The sequence below is a fragment of the Streptococcus oralis genome, assembly GCF_003943385.1.
GTDB lineage: Bacteria > Bacillota > Bacilli > Lactobacillales > Streptococcaceae > Streptococcus > Streptococcus oralis_CA.
Map to the genome: position 1 here is coordinate 54,184 of NZ_RJPI01000008.1, position 22,819 is coordinate 77,002.

The 22,819-nt window shown below is 42.9% G+C and carries 19 protein-coding genes and 1 pseudogene; 2 read left to right on the forward strand and 18 right to left on the reverse strand.

Going from position 1 to position 22,819, the window contains the following annotated elements:
* Nucleotides 1-3: 3 nt before the first annotated feature.
* The 4 genes from D8803_RS06810 to D8803_RS06825 are packed head-to-tail and all read right to left on the reverse strand — an operon-like array spanning nt 4 to nt 4,004.
* Nucleotides 4-825: a PTS system mannose/fructose/sorbose family transporter subunit IID gene (locus D8803_RS06810; protein WP_000185284.1), complete on the reverse strand. Its 822-nt coding sequence runs from the start codon at nt 823-825 to the stop codon at nt 4-6.
* Entirely contained in the window at nt 812-1,717 is a 906-nt protein-coding gene (locus D8803_RS06815) for a PTS mannose/fructose/sorbose/N-acetylgalactosamine transporter subunit IIC (protein WP_045616654.1), read from the reverse strand. The genes D8803_RS06810 and D8803_RS06815 overlap by 14 nt, the downstream gene beginning before the upstream one ends.
* Before the next feature lie 26 nt (nt 1,718-1,743).
* Nucleotides 1,744-2,220: a PTS sugar transporter subunit IIB gene (locus tag D8803_RS06820; RefSeq protein WP_000156968.1), complete on the reverse strand. Its 477-nt coding sequence runs from the start codon at nt 2,218-2,220 to the stop codon at nt 1,744-1,746.
* On the reverse strand, nt 2,217-4,004 hold the full coding sequence (locus D8803_RS06825) for a glycoside hydrolase family 35 protein (protein WP_131200665.1): 1,788 nt from the start codon (nt 4,002-4,004) through the stop codon (nt 2,217-2,219). Before D8803_RS06825 ends, D8803_RS06820 begins: the two co-directional genes overlap by 4 nt.
* A gap of 315 nt (nt 4,005-4,319) precedes the next feature.
* Between D8803_RS06825 and D8803_RS06830 the strand changes: the two genes are divergently transcribed.
* Both D8803_RS06830 and strH read left to right on the forward strand, forming a co-directional pair.
* Nucleotides 4,320-5,036: a GntR family transcriptional regulator gene (locus tag D8803_RS06830; protein WP_001007187.1), complete on the forward strand. Its 717-nt coding sequence runs from the start codon at nt 4,320-4,322 to the stop codon at nt 5,034-5,036.
* Nucleotides 5,037-5,335: 299 nt separating this feature from the next.
* A complete protein-coding gene (strH, locus tag D8803_RS06835) occupies nt 5,336-9,367 on the forward strand; it encodes an LPXTG-anchored beta-N-acetylhexosaminidase StrH (protein ID WP_190316809.1) in 4,032 nt (1,343 codons plus the stop codon).
* Nucleotides 9,368-9,424: 57 nt separating this feature from the next.
* Here strH and purB read toward each other — a convergent pair whose 3' ends face one another.
* From purB to purF, 14 genes and pseudogenes are all read right to left on the reverse strand, one after another.
* Nucleotides 9,425-10,723 (reverse strand): adenylosuccinate lyase, encoded by a 1,299-nt coding sequence (purB, locus tag D8803_RS06840; protein WP_084975719.1) that lies wholly within the window; start codon nt 10,721-10,723, stop codon nt 9,425-9,427.
* 309 nt (nt 10,724-11,032) lie between these two features.
* Nucleotides 11,033-12,352, reverse strand: a complete 1,320-nt coding sequence (locus D8803_RS06845; RefSeq protein WP_084975718.1) for a hypothetical protein — start codon at nt 12,350-12,352, stop codon at nt 11,033-11,035.
* Nucleotides 12,353-12,427: 75 nt separating this feature from the next.
* Nucleotides 12,428-12,657, reverse strand: a pseudogene (locus D8803_RS06850) (phosphoribosylaminoimidazole carboxylase).
* A 107-nt stretch (nt 12,658-12,764) separates the two neighbouring features.
* Nucleotides 12,765-13,133: a hypothetical protein gene (locus D8803_RS06855; protein ID WP_084975717.1), complete on the reverse strand. Its 369-nt coding sequence runs from the start codon at nt 13,131-13,133 to the stop codon at nt 12,765-12,767.
* Between the two features lie 31 nt (nt 13,134-13,164).
* A complete protein-coding gene (locus tag D8803_RS06860) occupies nt 13,165-13,389 on the reverse strand; it encodes a phosphoribosylaminoimidazole carboxylase (protein WP_084975716.1) in 225 nt (74 codons plus the stop codon).
* 249 nt (nt 13,390-13,638) lie between these two features.
* Nucleotides 13,639-14,220 carry a hypothetical protein gene (locus D8803_RS06865; RefSeq protein ID WP_084975715.1) on the reverse strand — a complete coding sequence of 194 codons (582 nt, stop codon included), beginning with the start codon at nt 14,218-14,220 and terminating at the stop codon, nt 13,639-13,641.
* A gap of 6 nt (nt 14,221-14,226) precedes the next feature.
* Nucleotides 14,227-15,306: a 5-(carboxyamino)imidazole ribonucleotide synthase gene (gene purK, locus D8803_RS06870; protein WP_125425256.1), complete on the reverse strand. Its 1,080-nt coding sequence runs from the start codon at nt 15,304-15,306 to the stop codon at nt 14,227-14,229.
* A complete protein-coding gene (purE, locus tag D8803_RS06875; RefSeq protein ID WP_000805604.1) occupies nt 15,293-15,781 on the reverse strand; it encodes a 5-(carboxyamino)imidazole ribonucleotide mutase in 489 nt (162 codons plus the stop codon). Before purE ends, purK begins: the two co-directional genes overlap by 14 nt.
* 199 nt (nt 15,782-15,980) lie before the next feature.
* The gene (gene purD / locus D8803_RS06880) at nt 15,981-17,246 is read right to left on the reverse strand and encodes a phosphoribosylamine--glycine ligase (RefSeq protein ID WP_131200666.1); all 1,266 of its coding nucleotides are present in this window, start codon (nt 17,244-17,246) and stop codon (nt 15,981-15,983) included.
* A gap of 120 nt (nt 17,247-17,366) precedes the next feature.
* Nucleotides 17,367-18,914, reverse strand: coding sequence for a bifunctional phosphoribosylaminoimidazolecarboxamide formyltransferase/IMP cyclohydrolase (purH, locus tag D8803_RS06885; protein WP_131200667.1), 1,548 nt, complete (start codon nt 18,912-18,914; stop codon nt 17,367-17,369).
* Between the two features lie 41 nt (nt 18,915-18,955).
* Nucleotides 18,956-19,666, reverse strand: a complete 711-nt coding sequence (locus D8803_RS06890; protein ID WP_131200668.1) for a suppressor of fused domain protein — start codon at nt 19,664-19,666, stop codon at nt 18,956-18,958.
* A 60-nt stretch (nt 19,667-19,726) separates the two neighbouring features.
* Nucleotides 19,727-20,278: a phosphoribosylglycinamide formyltransferase gene (gene purN / locus D8803_RS06895; RefSeq protein ID WP_131200669.1), complete on the reverse strand. Its 552-nt coding sequence runs from the start codon at nt 20,276-20,278 to the stop codon at nt 19,727-19,729.
* Nucleotides 20,275-21,297 (reverse strand): phosphoribosylformylglycinamidine cyclo-ligase, encoded by a 1,023-nt coding sequence (purM, locus tag D8803_RS06900; RefSeq protein ID WP_125425259.1) that lies wholly within the window; start codon nt 21,295-21,297, stop codon nt 20,275-20,277. The genes purN and purM overlap by 4 nt, the downstream gene beginning before the upstream one ends.
* 40 nt (nt 21,298-21,337) lie before the next feature.
* Entirely contained in the window at nt 21,338-22,780 is a 1,443-nt protein-coding gene (purF, locus tag D8803_RS06905) for an amidophosphoribosyltransferase (protein ID WP_125425260.1), read from the reverse strand.
* Between the last annotated feature and the right edge of the window lie 39 nt (nt 22,781-22,819).

A 22,819-nucleotide genomic window follows, 5' to 3' on the forward strand; every position in this document is an offset into this window, starting at 1 on the left:
AAATTATGCGCCCATTCCAAGCAAGAATTTACCGATGAATGAAAGACCTACTGCAAGAACGATAATGATACCGATCGCTTTAGTAGAGTTCATACCTTTCTTACCAAGCAACCAGAAGATAAAGGCAGTAAAGATTGCTGGAAGCAAGCGTGGGAAGATTGAGTTCAAGATGTCTTGGAAGTCAATCATCTTTTCACCGATTGGCAATTTGTAAGAAATGTCAAAGTTGATCATTGTTGCTACAAGAGCACCCATCATGAAGACACCAAGTACAGATGCAGCGTCAATTAAAGCTGTCAAGGTACTTTGCATGTTGTTGATAAGGTTAACCCCTTCTTTGTAGGCAAATTCCAATTGTTTCCAACGGAAGATGTCATAAGCAACTGCAACTGCGATCCAAAGGAAGATACCCCATGGTTGACCTGCGATAGCCATAGTTGCTGCGATAGATCCCATGATAGCAGGTACAAGTGAACCAAAGATTGTATCTCCAAGAGGAGCAAATGGTCCCATCAAACCTGTCTTGATACCGTTAACGGCATCTTTTGAACCCACACCATCTTTTTCTTCCATGGCAAGGTCAAAACCAGCGATAATTGTGTGGAAGAATGGTGAAGTATTGAAGAATTGAGTATGAACTTTCATCATTTCTTTCAATTCAGGAGTTCCATCCCCATACATTTTACGCAATTGAGGCAAGATCATGTAAAGGTAACCAGAAGCTTGCATACGTTCGTAGTTCCAACCTAATTGGAAAGTAAACAAGCTACGTTTGTTGATTTGATTAAAATCTTCTTTTGTAAGTTTGTAATTAGAATTCGTCATCTTCGATTTCCCCACTTTCTGATGGTGTAGAAGGTGCTGCTACAGCTACTTTTTGGCTGTTCTTAAAGTGAACAACTGCAAGGAAGATACCTACGATAGAAACACCGATCATAGACAAACCTTTGAAGTTGTTAGCAAAGCCAATCTTTTCAGCAACATCAGCAGGAAGAGTACCAAGGATACCCGCAACAGCTCCACCAAGACCTGTTACATATGAGTAAAGGACAGTCAACATAGCTGTCAAACCAAATCCCATTGCAAGGTAGTGAAGGTTACGTTTAACTGGAAGGTAACGAAGCAAGATTGCAAATCCAAGACCTGGAAGCATACGACCTGCAAGTGTCAAACCGTCTGCAACCCATTGGTATTCTTTAACAAGGTCTACTACTGATTGTACGAAAGCACCACCAAAAGCAAGAGCGAAGAATACTGGAAGGGCACGAGAAAGAGCCCATGGAAGCGCACCAAGTAGGTAGTTGCGTTCGATACCTTTGTAGTCAAAGCGTTCGATCGCAGCATCAATACGGTGTGCAAAGAAAGTAGTTGTCATACGTCCAAGAACGTCGAAGTATGTCAAAAGTGCCGCTACTGGTACAGCGATTGTTGTAATCGCAAGGTCTGTATCAATACCTTGAGAGATAGAGAATGCTGTTGCAAGAACCGCACCAGAAGTTGCGTCGATACGAGAAGCACCACCGAAGGTACCAACCCCGAGAACGAACAACTGCAAGCTACCACCGATAAACAAACCAGTTGTCACATCTCCCATGATCAAACCAGTAATAAAACCAGCGAATACAGGGGAACCTGCAGATGAAACGATTGTCAACTCATCACAGATTTGATAAGCTGAGTACAAAGTGAGAAGTAAAATTTGCCACCATTGTATCATAACAATGACCTCCTAAAAATTTTTTCCTATTTTAATAAGCTCAAAAAGTCTGAAACTGGATCATTTGGAACCATTTGAGCAGTGAGTTTCACACCTTTTTCTGCTAGTTTGTGGAAGTCTTCCACATCCTTGTCTACCACGTTGATAGAACGTGTGATAGAGCGAGTTTCTGGTGTTTGAGACATATTGCCGACGTTGAGTGTTTCAAGCGGAACACCTGCTTCGACCAAACCAAGGAAACGGTCTGGTTTACGTGCAACGATAAAGAGACGTTGGCTATCGTATTTACCAGCAAGGATATTTGCTGCTGCTTTCTCAACTGGCAAGATACTGAGTTTCACACCTGGTGGTGTCGCAAGTTTCAAACCACTCTTTTCAATATCGTTGTTAACAACTTCGTCGTCTACAACCATAATGCGTGAAACATTTAGTTTTCCAGCCCAAAGATTGGCTACTTGACCATGGATCAAACGTCCATCGATACGGCATCCTACAATTGTCATAAGTTTTCCCCCTTTATGTGTTTTAGTGTAGGTTTACGAGTTAAATGAATCTCTTCTTTATATTCGCCCTCAGTTTCAAAGATAATGATGCGGTTAGCACCTTCCTTGAGATAACTATGAGGGATATAAAGTGAGAGGGTCGGGCCGACGTTCCAGAAACGCCCTAGGTGACGCCCGTTGACAAAGGCAACTCCCTTACCAAACTCAGACAAGTCTAAGTAGGTATCCTTCGGCTCTTCAACAGTAAAGTCGAAAGCGTAAAAGGCTGGTTGTCCTTCTGTCCATCCTTTTGAAAAATCAATTTTCTCAGGATTATCCAGTGGTAGTGGATATTGTTTCCAATTCAGTAAGAAATGTAGATCTTTGCAGACACCTGTACGAATTCCTTTATGTTGCGTATCTGCTAAGAACTTATGTCCGTAGTTGACACGCCCCATATTTTCAATCAAGATGTCAATCTCTGAAAAGCCTTCTCGGTTGCCCTGACAGTAGATATCTTCACCAATCTCTGTCTGGTATTGAGTAGCAATCCATTGACCATCTACAAAGAGTTGAGCTCGGTCACGTCCATCGATGATACGGAGACGTTCCTCTTCTGCATCCCAACTTGCCTCATTGCGGTAGAGAAGGTAGCCATAACTTTGACCAAGTTCTTCCATCGCTTTTGGATAGAGGCTCTCAGTAGGACTAGAGAGACTATCCAGAGTTTCAAACAAGGACACTTTTTCGACTAGTGGAATGGATTCCATTCCCATGCTTTCCTTGTAAAGTGGTTCCAATTGTGGATACTCTGGGAAGTGGGTTGCCATCATCTTCTTGACTGCTAAGTATTTAGCAGTTGGATTTCCTTCTTCATCGAGAAGGGCATCATAATCATAAGATGTAACTTGAGGCAAATCTAGAGTCCCTCGAGCCGAGCAACCATTCATGAAACCAAAGTTTGTTCCGCCATGGAACATATAAAGGTTAATCGAACCTTGCTCCAAAACCTCTCGAACAGCTTCTGCCAATTCTTTAGGATCTCGTGTGATGATGGGTTCTTTCCAACGGTTGAACCAGCCATCCCAGAACTCCATACACATGAGGGGCCACTTCTTGCCATACTCATCAAAGAATTCCTGCATCTGTGAAAAGTTGTACGGAGCTTTAGAACCGAAATTCCCTGTCACAAAGAGGTCATCTTCGATCAAGGTTCCGGCTTTCAGAGTAGCCCTCCATGGACCATCTGAAGTAAAGAGTGGGCAATCAATCCCTCGGTCTTCCATCAATTTCCGAATCGCTCGTAGATAAGACTTATCTTCTCCATAAGAGCCATATTCATTTTCGACTTGCATCATGAGAATGTTTCCGCCATTATCCAACAAGCGGGGTACAAGCCTTGGCAATAATTGGTCATAATAGCGAGCAACAGCCTCGATGTAGGCCGGGTCAGACGAGCGAATTCGCATGTCCTTGGTCAAGAGCCAAGCCGGCAAGCCACCAAATTCCCATTCCGCACAGATAAATGGAGACGGGCGTACAATGGCGTAGAGACCCAGATCTTGTGCAATTTGAAGAAATCTCTCCAAATTTCTGGCACCTTCAAAATCAAACTCCCCTTCAACAGGTTCGTGTAAATTCCAAGCCACATAGGTCTCGACTGTATTAAAGCCAAGCGCCTTTAAGTTATAGAGAGAATAATACCAATCCTCTGCTGGAATCCTAAAATAATGAATGGCGCCGGACAAAATCTTGAACGGTTTTTCGTCTAAATAGAAATCGTCCTCAATTTTAAATCTTGTCATGTTATTACCTCTGACGAATTAAGTTTGCGCTTTCATTTATTATAATATTAACTATAATCAAATCTTTTGCATTTGTCAATAGGTTTTAGAAAATTCTTTAAAATTTTTCTATTTTTTTACTTCTTTTTTACCAAAATTGTCTAAAAATAGCATGAAATGAGGGCTTTTGCACGACCTCTGTTTTGACGGCGCTTTTATATATGTGCAAAATAATATTTTTAATGTATTATGTTATTTTTTCATCTAAATGCTACTATTTTCTTTGTGTTTGTGGTAAAATCAAAGAAGGAGAAAGAAAAAAATTGAGGTGCAATTATGGCTATTCCAAAATACCAATATATTAAAGACGAACTCAAGAATAAAATCATCTCAGGTCAATTTGCGAGTGGAGACAAGTTTTATACTGAAGCAGAGTTGATCGCCATGTATGATGTCAGTTCTATCACAGTTGTTCGTGCCTTGAACGACCTTGCCAAAGATGGCTATATTGTCCGCCAACAAGGAAAAGGAACTTTTGTTTCACGCGCTCGTAAGCACAAACTCGTTGAGTTTTCAGACGTAGAAATTTTTGAAACAAAAGACGATAAGGTAACTGTCCTTTCTATCGAACGTGGAAATAAGCTTGAATATTTGGAAAAACTTGGTTTGCGTGGAGACCAGTTCTACTACAAGATCGAACGGACACGTCAAACTAACGGTGTGACCTATATCTACCACACTTCTTATATTCCCGAACAATATATCAACGCCAACTATCCGAATCTTGACTATTATAGTTCTATCTATAAACGTTTCAAATTGGATTACCGCATTCACATGACTGATGAGCATTTTGAGGAAATCAACGAAATCGCATTCCCAACACCCGAGCATGCTGCTTCTACGTTGGGAATTGATACACAATTTCCAACTGTCTTCCAAACAAAGACTACAAAACTTGAAGCCACTGGCCAAGTCCTTGCCTATAGTGAAACTTATAAGCGAGCTGACTACTACAAAATCAAATTCATCTCGTGTGATCGAGGTCATTAAGAAAAAGCTTGAGCCTAGCTCAGGCTTTTTCTATGTTCATTATAGCATGCACCATTTAGTATGAACATATGACGAAGGGTAATTCTTTAATTAGTAGTGCTTTTACTAAAAACAAGTTAAATATTGGCTAGATTTTCCTTGTTTTTAGTTTTTTGATAATTTTTTCCTAAATCTTATGATTTCCTCCATTTATTATAGTTCTTTCATAAAGCCGCTTGACTTTTTATATCTTAGATAATAAAATGAAAATAGTTTTGTGTAAACGCTATCATACAATATAATAACAGGGAGGTTTTATCATGAAACTAGAAAAGAAACAGCGCTTCTCCATTCGTAAGTACGCGATTGGAGCAGCTTCTGTACTCATAGGATTTGCTTTTGGTACCCAAGTCGTATCTGCTGACGGGATTACTCCAGCTCCAACAGCTGAAGAAACTGTTCAAACTATTCAGGAGAGTCCACAAGCAGTCAAGGAAGCTGTAGACTCCAAAGTTCCAGAAAAATTGGAAGAAAAGGCTGACGAGCCTGTAAAAGAGGAGGTCAAAGAAGACCAGGAGGCTCCTCGAACAGTTACTCCAACAACAGAAGAGTCAAGCGCACCAGTTGTGACAGAAAATACTGCTCCAACTCCTACTGCCGAGAAAGAAAGCCCTGCTCCAGCTGAAACTCCTGCTGAAAGCACTTCTTCAGAAAAGAAAAATGAAGTCGTTACACCAGCAGTGGTTGCTCCTAGCACTGAACGAGCAAGTCAAGTAAATGAAAAACTGGCGAAAAGAAAAATGATCTCAATCGATGCTGGACGCAAGTACTTCTCACCTGAGCAACTCAAAGAAATCATCGACAAAGCCAAACACTACGGTTATACTGACCTCCATCTCTTAGTCGGAAATGATGGCATGCGTTTTATGTTGGACGACATGACGATCACAGCCAACGGTAAAACCTATGCCAGTGATGATGTCAAACGTGCACTCGAAAACGGAACCGATGCCTATTACAAGGATCCAAACGGCAACCATTTGACAGAAAGTCAGATGACGGACTTGATCAACTATGCTAAAAACAAAGGCATTGGTCTCATCCCAACTGTAAACAGCCCTGGTCACATGGATGCGATTTTGCATGCCATGAAAGAACTAGGCATCCAAAAACCGAACTTCAACTACTTTGGTAAGGAATCTGCTCGTACCGTTGACCTTGATAACAAAGAGGCTCTTGCATTTACCAAAGCTCTGATCGACAAGTATGCTGCTTACTTCGCCGGCAAATCTGACATTTTCAATATCGGACTCGACGAGTATGCCAACGATGCTACAAACGCCAAGGGATGGAGCGTTCTTCAGGCTGATAAATACTATCCAAACGAAGGCTACCCTGTAGGAGGATATGAGAAATTTATCGCCTACGCCAATGACCTTGCTCACATCGTCAAATCTCACGGTCTCAAACCGATGGCCTTCAACGATGGTATCTACTACAATAGTGATACTAGCTTTGGTACTTTTGACAAAGACATCATCGTTTCAATGTGGACTGGTGGATGGGGCGGTTACGACGTCGCTTCTTCTAAACTTCTAGTTGAAAAAGGCCACCAAATCCTTAACACCAACGATGCTTGGTACTACGTCCTCGGGCGAAATGCCGATGGTCAAGGATGGTACAACCTCGACCAAGGACTCAATGGTATCAAGAACACTCCAATCACTTCTGTACCAAAATCTGAAGGAGCAGACGTTCCGTTCATCGGGGGTATGGTAGCTGCTTGGGCGGATGAACCTTCTGCACGTTATTCACCATCACGCCTCTTCAAACTTATGCGTAGCTTCGCAAATGCCAATGCTGAATACTTCGCAGCTGACTATGAGTCTGCTGAACAAGCTCTGAAAGAAGTACCAACAGACCTTAACCGTTATACTGCAGAAAGTGTCGCAGCTGTCAAAGAAGCTGAAAAAGCCATTCGCTCACTCGATAGCAACCTCAGCCGTGCCCAACAAGACACCATTGATCAAGCAATCGCGAAACTCCAAGAAGCTGTTAGCAATTTGACCTTCACACCAGAAGCTCAAAAAGAAGAAGACGCGAAACGCGAAGTTGAAAAACTTGCCAAGAACAAGATAATCTCAATCGATGCTGGCCGTAAGTACTTCACGCTTGACCAACTCAAACGCATTGTAGACAAGGCAAGCGAACTCGGATACTCTGATGCGCATCTCCTCCTAGGAAATGATGGACTTCGCTTCCTCCTTGATGACATGACCATCACAGCTAATGGCAAAACCTATGCAAGTGACGATGTCAAAAAAGCCATCATCGAAGGAACAAAAGCTTACTACGACGATCCAAACGGAACCACTCTTAGTCAAGCTGAAATCACTGAACTGATCGAGTACGCAAAATCAAAAGGTCTCGGACTCATCCCAGCTATCAACAGCCCAGGTCACATGGATGCCATGCTCGTCGCTATGGAAAAATTGGGTATCCAAAATCCTCAAGCCAACTTTGACAAGGTCTCCAAAACAACCATGGACCTTGAAAACGAAGAAGCCATGAACTTTACCAAAGCCCTCATCGGCAAGTACATGGACTTCTTTGCAGGCAAAACTAAGATCTTCAACTACGGTACCGATGAATATGCCAATGATGCTACCAACGCCCAAGGCTGGTACTACCTCAAATGGTATGGACTCTATGGCAAGTTTGCTGAGTACTCTAACACCCTTGCTGCCATGGCCAAAGAAAGAGGCCTTCAACCAATGGCCTTCAACGATGGTTTCTACTATGAAGACAAGGATGATGTTGAGTTTGACAAGGATGTCATCATCTCTTACTGGTCTAAGGGATGGTGGGGTTACAACCTTGCGACGCCTCAGTACCTAGCAAGCAAAGGCTATAAACTCCTCAACACAAACGGAGACTGGTACTACGTCCTAGGCAATCACAAACCAGATGAAGCCTACCCACTATCAAAAGCACTTGAAAACTCTGGCAAAGTACCATTTAACCAGCTTGCATCTACTAAGTATCCAGAAGTAGACCTTCCAACCGTCGGAAGCATGCTTGCTATCTGGGCAGATAAACCAAGTGCTGAGTATAAGGAAGAAGAAATCTTTGAACTCATGACTGCCTTTGCAGACCATAACAAAGACTACTTCCGCGCTAACTACAATGCACTCCGTGAGGAACTTGCTCAAATCCCTGCAAACTTGAATGGATACAGCAAGGAAAGCTTGGATGCCCTAAATACAGCTAAAGAAGCTCTCAACTACAACCTCAACCGTAACAAACAAGCCGAGTTAGACGCTCTCGTAGCCAAGCTCAAAGCAGCCCGCCTAAGCCTCAAACCAGCAGCAACCCACTCAGGAAGCCTCGATGAAAACGAACTAGCTGCCAATGTTGAAACCAAACCGGAACTCATCACAAGAGCAGAAAAGATTCCATTTGAAGTTATCAAGAAGGAAAATCCGAATCTCCCAGCTGGTCAGGAAAAGATCATTACACCAGGTGTAGATGGTGAACGCACTCATTACATCTCTGTCCTTACTGAAAATGGTAAACAAACAGAAACTGTTCTAGATAGCCAAGTAACCAAAGAACCTGTGACACAAGTGGTTGAAATCGGCTCCCCTATTACCCACAAAGGGGATGAAAGTGGTCTTGCTCCAGCCGCAGAGACAAAACCAAGACTGGACATCCAAGAGGAAGAGATTCCGTTCACTACCGTGACACGTGAAAATCCGCAATTGCTCAAAGGGAAGACTCAAGTCGTTACTAAAGGCGCTAACGGTCGTCGCAGCCATTACTACTCTGTGAGTACTAGTGCTGACGGTAAGGAAGTGAAAACTCTTGTAGATAGCCTTGTGACCCAAGAAGCAGTGACCCAAGTTATTGAAGTCGGAACCCTTGTAACCCATGTAGGGGATGAACACGGTCTTGCCCCAGCTGCAGAAGCAAAACCTAGACTAGACATCCAAGAAGAAGAGATTCCTTTCACTACCGTGACACGTGAAAATCCGCAATTGCCAAAAGGACAAAGTCAAGTCGTCGTTACTGGAGTAAATGGTCGCCGTACGATTTTCTACTCTGTCAGCACTACTGCTGACGGCAAGGAAGAAAGAACCCTTGTCAATAGTGCAGTATCGCAGGAAGCGGTCGCTCAGGTTGTCGAAGTCGGAACTGCCGTTGAGAAAACTGAGCAAGCTGAACCAACTACTAGCAAAGCAGAAGAAAAACAACTCCCTGCAACAGGAAGCCAAGACTCTGCAGGCTTGGTCGCAGTAGGACTCATGGCTACGCTAGCAGCCTACGGACTCACTAAGAGAAAAGAGGATTAAACCTCTTCGACAAGAATACAAAAAAGCGAGATTGAATCTCGCTTTTTGTTGTTATGATTAGTCACCCAGTCCGATACGTTCAAAGATATCATCCACTCGTTTAGTGTAGTATGCAGGGTTGAAGATTTCGTCGATTTCCTCTTGAGTCAGGCGTGATGTCACTTCTGGATCTGCTTCGAGAAGCGGTTTAAAGTCTACTTGATTATCCCAAGAGTAGGCCGTTTTTGGTTGCACCAAGTCATAGGCTTGCTCACGTGTCATACCTTTTTCGATCAAGGTCAACATAGCACGTTGACTAAAGATAAGACCGAAAGTTGAGTTCATGTTGCGGATCATGTTTTCTGGGAAGACCGTCAAGTTTTTGACGATATTTCCAAAGCGGTTGAGCATGTAGTCGATCAAAATGGTTGTATCTGGTGTGATGATACGCTCAGCTGATGAGTGGGAAATATCACGTTCATGCCAGAGAGCGACGTTTTCATAGGCCGTCACCATGTGACCACGGATAACACGCGCCAAACCTGTCATGTTCTCAGAACCGATAGGGTTGCGTTTGTGAGGCATTGCTGAAGATCCTTTTTGCCCCTTGGCAAAGAATTCTTCCACTTCGCGTTGTTCAGATTTTTGAAGACCACGGATTTCAGTCGCCATCCGCTCGATAGAAGTTGCGATGCTAGCAAGAACTGCAAAGTACTCAGCGTGAAGATCACGAGGAAGCACCTGTGTAGAGATTTCTTGAGCACGGATGCCAAGTTTGTCGCAGACATATTGCTCAACAAATGGAGGGATGTTGGCAAAGTTCCCAACCGCACCCGAAATCTTACCAGCTTCCACACCAGCAGCCGCATGCTCGAAACGCTCGATGTTCCGCTTCATTTCGCTGTACCAAGTCGCTAATTTAAGGCCAAAAGTTGTCGGCTCAGCGTGCACACCGTGGGTACGACCCATCATGATGGTGAACTTGTGTTCCTTAGCCTTGACAGCAATGATGTTGGTGAAGTTTTCAAGATCACGACGGATGATGTCGTTAGCCTGCTTGTAGAGGTAACCGTAGGCAGTATCCACCACGTCGGTAGAGGTCAAACCGTAGTGGACCCACTTGCGCTCCTCACCAAGAGTTTCGGAAACCGCACGCGTGAAAGCCACCACATCATGGCGCGTCTCCTGCTCAATCTCCAAAATACGGTCGATGTCAAAGTCCGCCTTTTCGCGAATCAAAGCCACATCTTCCTTAGGGATTTCCCCCAACTCAGCCCATGCCTCGTCAGCCAAGATTTCCACCTCAAGCCAAGCACGGTATTTATTTTCTTCACTCCAAATGTTCGCCATCTCTGGGCGAGAGTAACGGTTGATCATAATTTAAGATACCAAGGACGACCAGAAAGCAACTGAATTTTAGGAACCCAACGCAGGATGCTTGCATCCCAGGCGGATTATCTAAATTCCGAGCTTTCCGTCCAGGTTCAAGTTAGTGGAACCTGATGTCCTTTCCTTTCTAGTTTTAAAGTTATTTTTTACAGGAGAGATGCTTTTAGCACGAGTTCAAACGCTTAAACTTGCCCTCTTCTCCTTTCTTGCTTTCAATCTTTTATTTTCTGTTCCCAATTGGGGCGGAAAATAAAAATTATAGCCTTTACATATTTTAGAAGTATGACACTACATTAGCTAGTTATTTTTGTGAATGCGAATTGGAAGCTGGAACTCCTTAGTTTTCTCATCTGCTAATATTTCATGTAATATTTGATGTAGATCAGCAAAATCATTAACATTATTACCCGAACCATTCGCAAATTCTGGATATAACTTATAAAATGGTATAGAAGGAATCATTTTTCCATTCTTATTAATAACAACCAATGAAAAATCTTTACATGCTAAAGTAAATAAAAATAAATTCTCTCGAGACAACTGCTTGTTAAATCTACTCACGCCATAATTAAAGCCTGGTTCATTCAATTTAATATTAGGATTGAAGTACACTTCAAAACCTTCAGGAAATCTTTCATTTCTTAACTGTGGTAACCATACTGGATTAACAGCTACTCCAGACGCAATAGACATTGTTATTGCTGTCTTTATACACCATTTACTGATAAATAGACGCTGTAATTCAGTTATACGGTTATTTATGGTTAAGATATTTAGTGCATCTTTTTCAAAAAACTGGCCAAACCACTGGTTACAATCCCTACAAAATATATTACCTATAAGAGGTTTGACATGGTAGTTATCTGACATCCACTTAGGAGAGCAATGTTCTCTCGTTATTTCCGGTTTATTACAAGAATAACATAATTTTCCCAATTTTAAATTTGATTTTGAGGGTAGTGATTCACCACTAGTTGTCGATTGGTATACTTCATAGTCAGATGAACCTATAATATCTAAATAGTTGTTGAAATTACCAGGAATTACCTGTTTTAGACGGTTAATATTATTTACAATAGACGAAATTTTTTGCTCAAATTTATTGTCAGTTATTGAAATTTTAGACATGGGAAATATAGGTTGGTCATCATCAGATGTAGAAAATTTAACTCTACCTACAGTAGTGTGTGTCCTTGACTCCACTACAAAACTAAATGTACTTACACTACTCATAAACTTTCTTTCTTCTTCAGAAAGTTCAAATGAAATTACTTCTTGGACACCATTTTTTTTAAATTCTATTTTTAAACAATAATCACTTATGTAAGATTTGACATTTGTTAATGATTTATATGTAGTAGGTAATTCACCAAAATTATAAGGTTTGCCTCCAGATTCAATTAACCATTTTCTGAATTTTTGATCATTTGTCTTATAAACTACTAGTGGAACCAATAATGTAAAATCAATACGTTCAGAAAGTTCAGCTTCCTCTAAATCCATATCAGTTCCGCTATATTCACATATACAGCAACATACCGCGTAATTAGACTCAGATTTTTGGAATCTGTATACTGATTTCCAACTTTCTTTATTTAAAACATCAATAAACTCCATTCCTGAAACTTACCATCCTTCCTCGTAGCTCATTTAGTGAAAAACTAAAATAAACTTAAAATTATAATGCATTCTTCACTCAAACTCCTCTTTTCCAATAAACACAAATGGGTAGTTAGGTAATTCATTGAGAATAGTAGCCAATGATAAATCGCAAATCGCCAAATAGTTTTCGGGGTATATTGTGCAACTAATTCATCACGTTTAGTTTGCACATTGCCATGGACGGCACTTGCAAACAAGTTTTCAACGGCAGCTCCAGTCTTATCCTTCTCAACAAAAGCATTAACGATTATTTGAATCATAATGATTAACCAAGTCGGTAACCATAATCCGTATTTAGTTTTGTAAACACGAGAACTCTAGTCCCTCTTTTGTTTATTTCATTCTATCAAAGATTGAGTGCTCGAGTTCAAATGTTTGAACTTTTTCTATCTTCAAGTATTTTATGAATCGTATCTACTATAGTAATTCCAACAAAAGCCATTCCCCAAACATTGACAGCATATTCCATATCAGGGTTTCTTAGACTAATAATTGTAAAAATCATTAACCACACATTTTCAACAATGAAATAATATTGATGAGTACTTTTTCTAAAGCAACTTAGGAATTTTAAAATTGCATAAGGTATAATTAAGAATATACTTAATAATAGAGCACCAAATACATCAATATTAATATCCTTTAAATTCATTACAATGTTATTAGTTAAATAAAATGCAACTAATGGATAAGCAATATTAAATAGGCAAAAGCAAAATTTTTTTAAATTTTCCATAACAATTCCTTCTAATTCTAATAATAACTCACTAGAAATCTTCTTTCCCAATAAGCACGGATGGGTAGTGAGGTAATTCGTTGAGATTTGTATCCAATGGTAAATCATAAATTGCTAAATAGTTTTCAGGATATTGAGCAACCAGCTCTTCATACTTAGCTTTCATTTTTTCGTGATCGCTACTAGCATACAAGACTTCAACGACTGCTCCAGTCTTCTCTTTTTCAACAAATGCGTTGACTATTATTTGAATCATAAGAATTGATCAAGTCCGTAGCCCGTATTCAGTTTAGAGAATACGAGAGCCCTTGTTCCTTTCTATAAATTTAAAAGTTTAGGTTTACTTACATCTCAAGGAGAAACACTAGCATTCTTCCATGAGTTTCGTCCGAGGTCGATTGTATGAGCACACTTTCCTTTCTATGTTCACTTTCATAAGTTCTCAATTCTACTGCTAAACATTCAAAATTTTGAACGCTTCACAAAATCGTTTAACAACAATATACTAATCATTTAATACTAGAGACATTTTTTCTTTAATTAACTTTCTGCAAATTGACAAACATTCTTCCAATTTATTATATATTTCTCTGGGAGGTTCAATATAACCTTCTGCTTGGGATTGTTGATATTTATCAAATTCTTCAGCTTCATCCCAGACAGCAACCCCTTCAGGATCAGGCAAACCAGCCAATGAACGCACTTGATATTGAAACTTTTGAAGTATTTTTCTATCAGCTTCATCCGTCAATAATATATAAAATTTATAGTAAACCTCATCAAAGTTTAAAAGTGGATTCAAGTCTTGTTTCTTCTTCGTTGAAGGTCCAATTTTAGATTCAATGATAGTTACTATGTTTCCAGCCACATAAGCAAAATCTTGGATCGTTTTTATATACATATCTCTATCTGAATTGATACGCAACTGCTGTCTTTCTTCTTGAATTAATTTTTGTTGATTTGCTTGCTCATTTTTCTTTTGGTAAAAACCGATTATAGCTAGAACAATTGTAACCATATTTGTTAAGATTAGTGTTACCAATGTAATCTTGGTTTCATTACTCATACCTTCAAAAAACCTTTCCATATATCACTACTCCCCAAACTCTTCAACCTCATCTGGCACACCACTAAACAAAGTCACATGCCCCATCTTGCGGTTGTGCTTCGCTTCTATTTTACCATACATGTGGAGGTGGGCGCTTGGATTTTCTGCGACATACTTTTCAGCAGCCTCGACGTGTTGGCCCAGAACATTGAGCATCACAGCAGGCGCATACAATTTGATAGCTGGCAATGGTGCCCCCAGAACACCGAGAATATGGGTGTCAAACTGCGAGAAGTCGCAGGCTTCGATTGAGTAGTGTCCTGAATTGTGTGGACGCGGGGCAATCTCATTGACGATAATATCATCGGCTGTCGCAAACATTTCCACGCAAAGGGTTCCAGAGAGGTTCAGTTGCTCAGCGATTCTCACTGCCATAGCTTTGGCTTTTTCAGCTAGACTTTCTGAAATGCGAGCAGGCACAATTGTTTTTGAAAGAATATTGTTGCGGTGGATATTTTCCTGAACTGGGAAAACCGTCACATCCTTGCCATTCCCTGATACGATGACAGAAATTTCAAGGTCAAAGTTGACAAATTCTTCCAAAACGCAGTCTGCTGAGTCGGCTAGTGCACGGGCTTCTTCCAAGTCTGCTTCCGAACGAATGACTTTTTGTCCATGCCCATCGTAGCCACCAGTCGCAGTCTTTAGGACATAGTTTTTCGATAGGTCGATGTCTCCCAAGTCTTGACTAGAAGTCACGACCTTGTAGGGTGCAACTGTCACTTGTGCCTTGTTTGAGAGGAAGTCCTTTTCAAAAATACGATTTTGCGAAATGCGGAGCAGATCTGTCCCTTGAGGGAGTTGTCCATCCTTAATGACAGCATCCAAACCGTCAGCATCGACATTTTCAAATTCATAAGTGAGAACATCGCAACGCTCAGCCAGCTGACGGAGGGCGTTCACATCGTTATAGGGAGCCACGATGATTTCCGCCACACGAGAGGCAGGGCAATCCGCCGCAGGATCCAGCGCGATGACCTTGTGCCCCATGTAGATAGCTGAAATGGCCATCATCTGCCCCAGCTGACCGCCACCGATAATTCCGATTGTTTTAGATGAGCTCATTGGTAGACTCCTCTGCGATTTTTCCTTGTTCTTCTGCAAAATCTGCCAATGCTGTCGCGATAGCCTGGTCCTCTACTGAAAGGAGACGGAGGGCAAAGAGAGCGGCGTTAGTCGCACCAGCTTCACCGATAGCCATAGTCGCAACAGGCACACCGCCTGGCATCTGAACGATAGAATAGAGCGAATCCACGCCACTGAGGGCGCGTGATTTGACTGGTACACCAATGACAGGAAGGGTTGTTTTGGCAGCTACCATACCTGGCAAATGGGCTGCCCCTCCAGCACCTGCAATAATGACCTTGATACCGCGACTCCGTGCTTCCTCGGCATGTTTGAACATAAGATCTGGTGTACGGTGGGCAGAGACAACCTTCTTTTCGTAAGCTACACCGAAGCGGTCTAAAACTTCGGCTGTTTTTTGCATGGTAGCCCAGTCGGATTTTGAGCCCATTATGATGGAAATTACTGGTTTCATTTTTAATCCTTTTTCTTCCTTTTTTGATAATGGTCTTAGGTGGTGGGGACGGAAGCAAACCGTCGGTTTCATTCCTAAAATTTGAGCCTAAGTCTCAAATTTTCCCCGACCAGAACAGTTTCTGTGCTGGCCTTTTCACCACGGCGACCATTATCTTACTTTGGCTCGCTTTCGCTCACCATGACAATTTTTGTGTCTGTTAATCTTTTATGGCCTTGCTTCCGATATCGGTTCGGTAGAAGAGGCCTTCTGTTTTTTGTTGGGAGAGTTCTTGGTAGATGGTTTCTTGGGCTTCTTTCACGGTGTCTGCTGTGGTAACTAGCATATAAACTCGTCCGCCGTTGGATAGCAGTGCTCTGCTATTTTCCGCAAACTTAGCCCCTGCATAGTAAGTAATGATGTCGCCTTCGGTCTTAGTTGGCAACTTGACGCCTTTTTCATAGTCTAGCGGGTAGCCCTTGGATGCGACAACCACACCCAGAGTCACACCCTTGTCCGTCCACGTGATGTTTGGCTCCTTGCCATCGAGAATATCCGTGATATTTTGCGCAAAGTCAGATGTCAAACGAGGCAAGATAATCTGAGTTTCGGGATCTCCAAATCGAGCGTTGAACTCGATAACCTTAGGTCCATCAACTGTCAAGATAAGACCCGCGTAAAGGACACCAAGATACGGACGACCTTCTTTGATCATCCCTTCAAGGACTGGCTTGACAATGGTGTCAACAGCTGTGTCAACCACGCTCTGTGGCAAGTGAGGAACTGGCGCATAGGCACCCATCCCACCAGTGTTAGGTCCCTTGTCGCCATCGTAAGCACGTTTGTGGTCCTGAGCCGTTGGCATGATGTAGAACTTGTCCCCATTGACAAAGGCAAAGAGAGAGAACTCTTCCCCGTCAAGGAATTCCTCGATGACCACACGCGCGCCTGAGTCACCAAATTTATTGTCCAAAAGCATCTCATGGGCTGCTTCGATTGCTTGCTCAACCGTCTCCGCAACGACGACACCTTTCCCGAGCGCCAATCCATCCGCCTTAACAACGATTGGAGCGCCTTTCTCTTCGATATAAGCCTTAGCTGCCTCGAAATCTGAAAATGTGCCATAGGCTGCTGTCGGAACGTCGTATTTGACCATGATTTCCTTAGCAAAATCCTTGGACCACTCCAGCTCAGCAGCAGCCCTAGTCGGACCAAAAGCCTTGAGGCCTGATGCATTGAAATCATCCACTATTCCAGCGGCAAGAGCATCATCCGGCCCAATGAAGGTCCAAGCGATATCGTTGACCTTTGCAAATTCAATTAACTTAGAATGTTCGGAAATAGAGATATTTACTAACCCCAGCCCATCCAGAGCCATCCCGTCATTTCCAGGAGCTACAAAGACCTTTTCAACGTCTTTTGATTCAAGCAACTTCTTAGCAATCGCATGTTCACGACCACCCGAGCCGACAACTAACAGCTTCATCTTACAACCTCTTTTGCGAATTATTTACTAATATTATAACACAAACGTTCGTTTTAATCTTGTTTTGCTCCGCGTTTTTTCGCAAAAAAGGAAAGAAACTGTTTTCTTCCCTTTTGTTTTTTAATGCCTAAAGTGTCTCACGCCTGTGAAGACCATAGTCAAGCCATATTTGTCCGCTGCTTCGATGGACTCTTGGTCACGGACTGAGCCACCCGGCTGGATGATGGCCTTGATACCGGCTTTGGCGATTTCTTCCACGTTATCCGCAAATGGGAAGAAAGCATCTGAAGCAAGAACAGCGCCGTCAAGGCGGTCTTTGGCTTGTTCAATGGCGATGCGAACAGAAGCCACACGATTGGTTTGACCCGGGCCAACGCCAAGTGTCATGTGGTCGTTGGTTATGATGATTCCGTTTGATTTGACGTACTTGATGGCTTTCCAAGCGAACTCAAGGGCAGTCGCTTCTGTCTCGGTTGGCTGGCGTTTGGTCACCACTTGCCAGTCAACTGGGCTTTCCTTGACCACGTCTTGGTTTTGCACAAGAAGTCCACCAACCACGCCTGTGTATTCTGCCTCTACTTCACTAGCCTCTTGAGCATCAAATGGCAAGGCAAGGATACGCAAGTTTTTCTTTTTGTTGGTCAAAATGGCTAGCGCTTCATCCGTATAGTTCGGTGCGATAATGATCTCGAGGAAAACGCCGTGCATCTTCTCAGCGGTCGCAGCATCCACCTCACGGTTAAGGACGACAATTCCACCAAAGATAGACACTGGGTCAGACTCGTAAGCATAGTCCCAAGCAGTTTCGATGTCATCTGCCTGACCAATTCCACATGGATTCATGTGTTTCAAAGCTACAACGGTTGGACGATCTTTGAAATCACGGATAATACGAATCGCCGCATCAGCGTCACGAATGTTATTGAAGGACAATTCTTTACCGTTGAGCTGTTTCGCTGATGCAATTGAGTAGTCTGTCGGCAAAGCTTTTTGGTAGAAATCTGCATCCTGTTGAGGATTTTCCCCATAGCGCATGGCCTGCTTGAGGTCATAAGTCAAGGTGAGTTTTTCTGGTTTGCTTTCGCCCACTTGAGCAGTGAAGTATTCTGCAATCAAGGCATCATAAGCTGCTGTGTGACGGAAAACCTTGGCAGCCAAACGTTGACGCATTTCGTAAGTCGTTTCACCATTGGCTGACAACTCGTCCAAAACCACTGCGTAGTCAGCAGGGTCTACAACAACTGTTACGCTAGCGTGGTTTTTAGCTGCTGAACGAAGCATTGATGGCCCACCGATATCGATATTTTCAACTGCGTCAGCGTACGTCACGTCTGGTTTGAGGATTGTTTCCTTGAAAGGATAGAGGTTGACCACTACAAGGTCGATAAGCTCGATCTTATTGTCCTTAGCCGCCTCAAGGTGGCTATCGAGATCACGACGAGCGAGGAGCCCACCATGGATATTTGGGTGAAGGGTCTTGACACGACCGTCCATCATTTCTGGGAAGCCCGTCACATCATCAATTGCAATGGTCTCCACCCCAGCATTATCAAGGGTAACCTTTGTCCCACCTGTCGAGATGATATCCCAACCAAGTTTTTTAAGTTCTTGGGCAAATCCAACAATGCCCGCTTTGTCTGAGACGCTGATTAAGGCGCGTTTAGTCATGTTTTTTCCTTTCATTGTATCAAGAGGTGCTTTCACATCATTTAAACTAAAGACTGGCGATCATAGTCTGTAACCTGATTCCCAAGTTCTTTTAACAGTTTTCTGACCTCAAGCTTACTAGTTTCACTTTCGTACACACTTCGCAGTTCGGCATCTGTCGCACCAATCAGGGTTACAAATTCCACTTTTCCGTGCGGAGTATCTAGAGGCTTAGCTAAATCATCAGCAGCAGTCAAGAACCCTGTCAAATTAGATTTCTGTTGGGCATCAATTCCTACCGTTTGCTTGGTATAAATGTATTCTTCTGGCAAAACCACTTTACCTGTTTGAAAAATATATCTTGCCACATACTGTAGCAAACCACATCCATTTTTAATTTCTTCTTCATCGTCATTATTCGATTTCTTTAACTTAAAGGTTAATTCAATCCCATAACCACTGTATTCAAGGTCTGAACTTTCTTTTGTATATAACTCCGACAAACCATAGCCAACAAAATGCCAAAAATCTCCCGCATCATAAACACTGATGCCATCAAGCGGATCTGGACCACCAAACATATATTTGACAAGTGTTCCATAATGCCGAGGATTGGGCTGATCAGGATAAAGACGATCAAATTCTGCATCAATAGCTTCCCATCCCGGAGCACTATCATCTGTATTTTCAGATTTGATAACAATCTTTCCCTCATCTTTAGTCGACGTCTCTTCGCTAGAAGGTTTTTTCTTAAAAAAATCAAACAAACCCATAAATTTCTCCTTAGCAGATGACTTCTAATCCTTGCCACAAAATCATCTATGACTTCCTTCTTATTTTCGTGCAACCCCCAAGCTATCCAGCACCTCTAGATACAACTTGTACTCTGCCTCATGAATGCGAGCTTCAAATCTTTCGATGGTATCATCAGCTAGACGTGGCACACGGACTTGTTTGATTACCTTGCCTGTATCCACACCAGAGTCCACCCAGTGAATGGTGACGCCACTCTCAGCAACACCAGCATTCCAAGCGTCCTCAATCCCATGAGCTCCTGGAAATTCTGGCAGGTAGGCTGGATGAATGTTGATAATCCGACCTTCATAAGCTGCCAATAAGGTGGACCCAACGATTTTCATGTAGCCGGCGAGGCAAATCAAGTCAATCTGGTGCTCTTGCAAGAGTTCGACAAGGGCTGCTTCGTAGTCCGACTTGTTCTCAAATTCCTTGAGTTCAAAAGCATAGGACAGGACGCCGAGCTTATCTGCACGCTCGAGCACATAGGCGTCACGATGGTCTGAAAAGACAAACTCCACCGGAAATTCTTCGGCAATCACCTGAAAATTCGACCCATTACCAGAGGCAAAAACCGCTATTTTTTTCATTTGATAATGACACTTTCGTTTTCTTTCTTGACGATGCGACCAATTTCATAGACTGGTTCATCCAGCAATTCCTTGACACGAGCTACATTTTCAGGGCTAACTGCCAACATGAGTCCCACACCCATATTGAAGATTTCAAACATTTCTTCATGCTTGATTTCACCGTATTTTTCAAGAGCTTTGAAAATCGGAAGCACTGGAACTTTGCTTTCCTCAATCTCTGCAGCTAGGTCAGCCGCAAACATACGAGGGACATTCTCGATAAAGCCACCACCCGTGATGTGGGCAATACCGTTGACCAACCCTTCCTTGATGAGTGGCAAGACAGCCTTGACATAGATACGAGTCGGCTCAAGAAGGACTTCCTTGAGTTGCTTGCCTTCCAATTCTGGCAAGACTTCCTCACCTGTGTAGTCGGCAAAGACACGACGAACAAGAGAGTAACCATTGGAGTGAATGCCACTTGAAGCAAGTCCGAGAAGAACATCTCCTTCTGCCACCTTTGAGCCGTCAATAATTTGAGATTTTTCAGCCACACCGACTGCAAAACCAGCCAAGTCGTAGTCATCTTCACCATACATACCAGGCATTTCAGCCGTTTCTCCACCGATGAGAGCAGCGCCTGCCTGCACACAGCCTTCTGCCACACCAGCAACGACTTGTTCTAGCTTAGCTGGTTCATTCTTCCCTGTCGCTACGTAGTCAAGGAAGTAAAGAGGCTCCGCACCTGCAGCGATGATGTCGTTGACACACATTGCCACACAGTCCTGACCGATGGTATCGTGCTTGTCGTACTTGATGGCCAGCATGAGCTTGGTTCCAACACCGTCAGTTCCTGAAATCAAGACGGGCTCTTTGACACCTGTTTTTGAAAGGTCAAACATGCCACCGAAACCACCTAGAGCTCCCATAACACCTGCGCGTTCTGTACGAGCCACGTGCTTTTTGATCCGTTCAACAACTTCATAACCCGCTTCAACATCCACACCGGATTGCGCATAAGCATTTTTATTCGTCATTTTGTTCATTCCTTTTCTTTAATGGAGAATCATCATCCGCCTATTTGTAAAAACTGGTCTTTTCTTCCAAACTTCTACGATAGTCTTCCTCATAGTCGTAGAGAGGAGTTGGGTAGTCGCCGTCAAAGTAAGCGACACAGAGACCGCCATTTGGCGCATCTGTTTCAATACCAATCGAATCAATCAAACCTTCAACAGAAAGATAGGTCAGGCTATCTGCTCCAATGATTTGGCAGGTTTCTTCGACCGTATGATTGGCCGCAATCAACTCCTGACGAGTCTGGATATCAATCCCGTAGAAACATGGATAAGCTAGCGCAGGACTTCCAATAGCAACATGAACCTCCGTCGCCCCTGCTTCTTTCAAAAGCTGAACGATACGGCGAGAGGTTGTCCCACGAACAATGGAATCATCAATCATAACCACACGTTTGCCTTTGACAACACCCGAAACGGCAGACAGTTTCATCCGTACCCCTTGCTCCCGCAATTCTTGAGTCGGTTGGATAAAGGTGCGTTGCGTGTATTGGTTCTTGATGAGACCCATTTCATTTGGCAGACCAGACTCCTCCGCAAATCCCATAGCCGCGCTGAGTGAGGAATTTGGCACACCGACCACGATATCCGCTTCGTGCTTAAATTCACGCGCCAATTGAGCCCCCATACGTTTGCGAGCTGTATGGACATTGACACCGTGGATATTAGAATCAGGGCGAGCAAAATAGATATACTCCATAGAGCAAATCGCCAACTGTGTATCATCTGTATAGCTATCATACTGGATGCCCTTATCATCAATGACCACAATCTCTCCAGGCTTCAAATCTCGAATCCACTCAGCACCAATAACTTCAAAAGCACAGGTTTCGGAGGAAACCACTACCGCTCCGTTGGTCATTTTCCCAATCGAAAGCGGACGGAAGCCATTAGGGTCAAGCGCCGCAATCAACTTGTCCTCAAAAAGCAAGATATAAGCGAAGCCGCCTTTGACAAGACTGAGTGCTTCCTTGATTTTACCCATCAAACTAGGATTGTGACTACGACGAATCAAATGAGCTAAGATTTCTGAATCAGAGGTTGAGCTGAAAATAGCACCTCTTTGTTCCAATTCTTTCTTAAGAGATTCTGCATTAGTCAGGTTCCCATTGTGAGCCAGCCCAAACTGCATATCATGAAAGCGAAAAATGAAAGGCTGGATGTTATCTACAGAAGCTTCGCCAGCAGTCGCATAACGCACATGCCCAATAGCAGCAGATCCTGTCAATTTATCCAAATTAGCTGGGTTTCTGAACACTTCTGACAAAAGCCCCATATCACGATGGCGCTTCAATTGTCCTTGATCATTGGAGAGGATTCCTGCCCCTTCCTGACCACGGTGCTGAAGACTGTGGAGCCCAAAATAGGCCATTTTCGCAGCATCTGGATGCCCCCAAATACCGAAAACACCACATTCTTCATTAAGAGATTTTACTTCGTATGTCATTTTTTATACCTAATTTTTATTTGTGTAGCACCAAGAGCT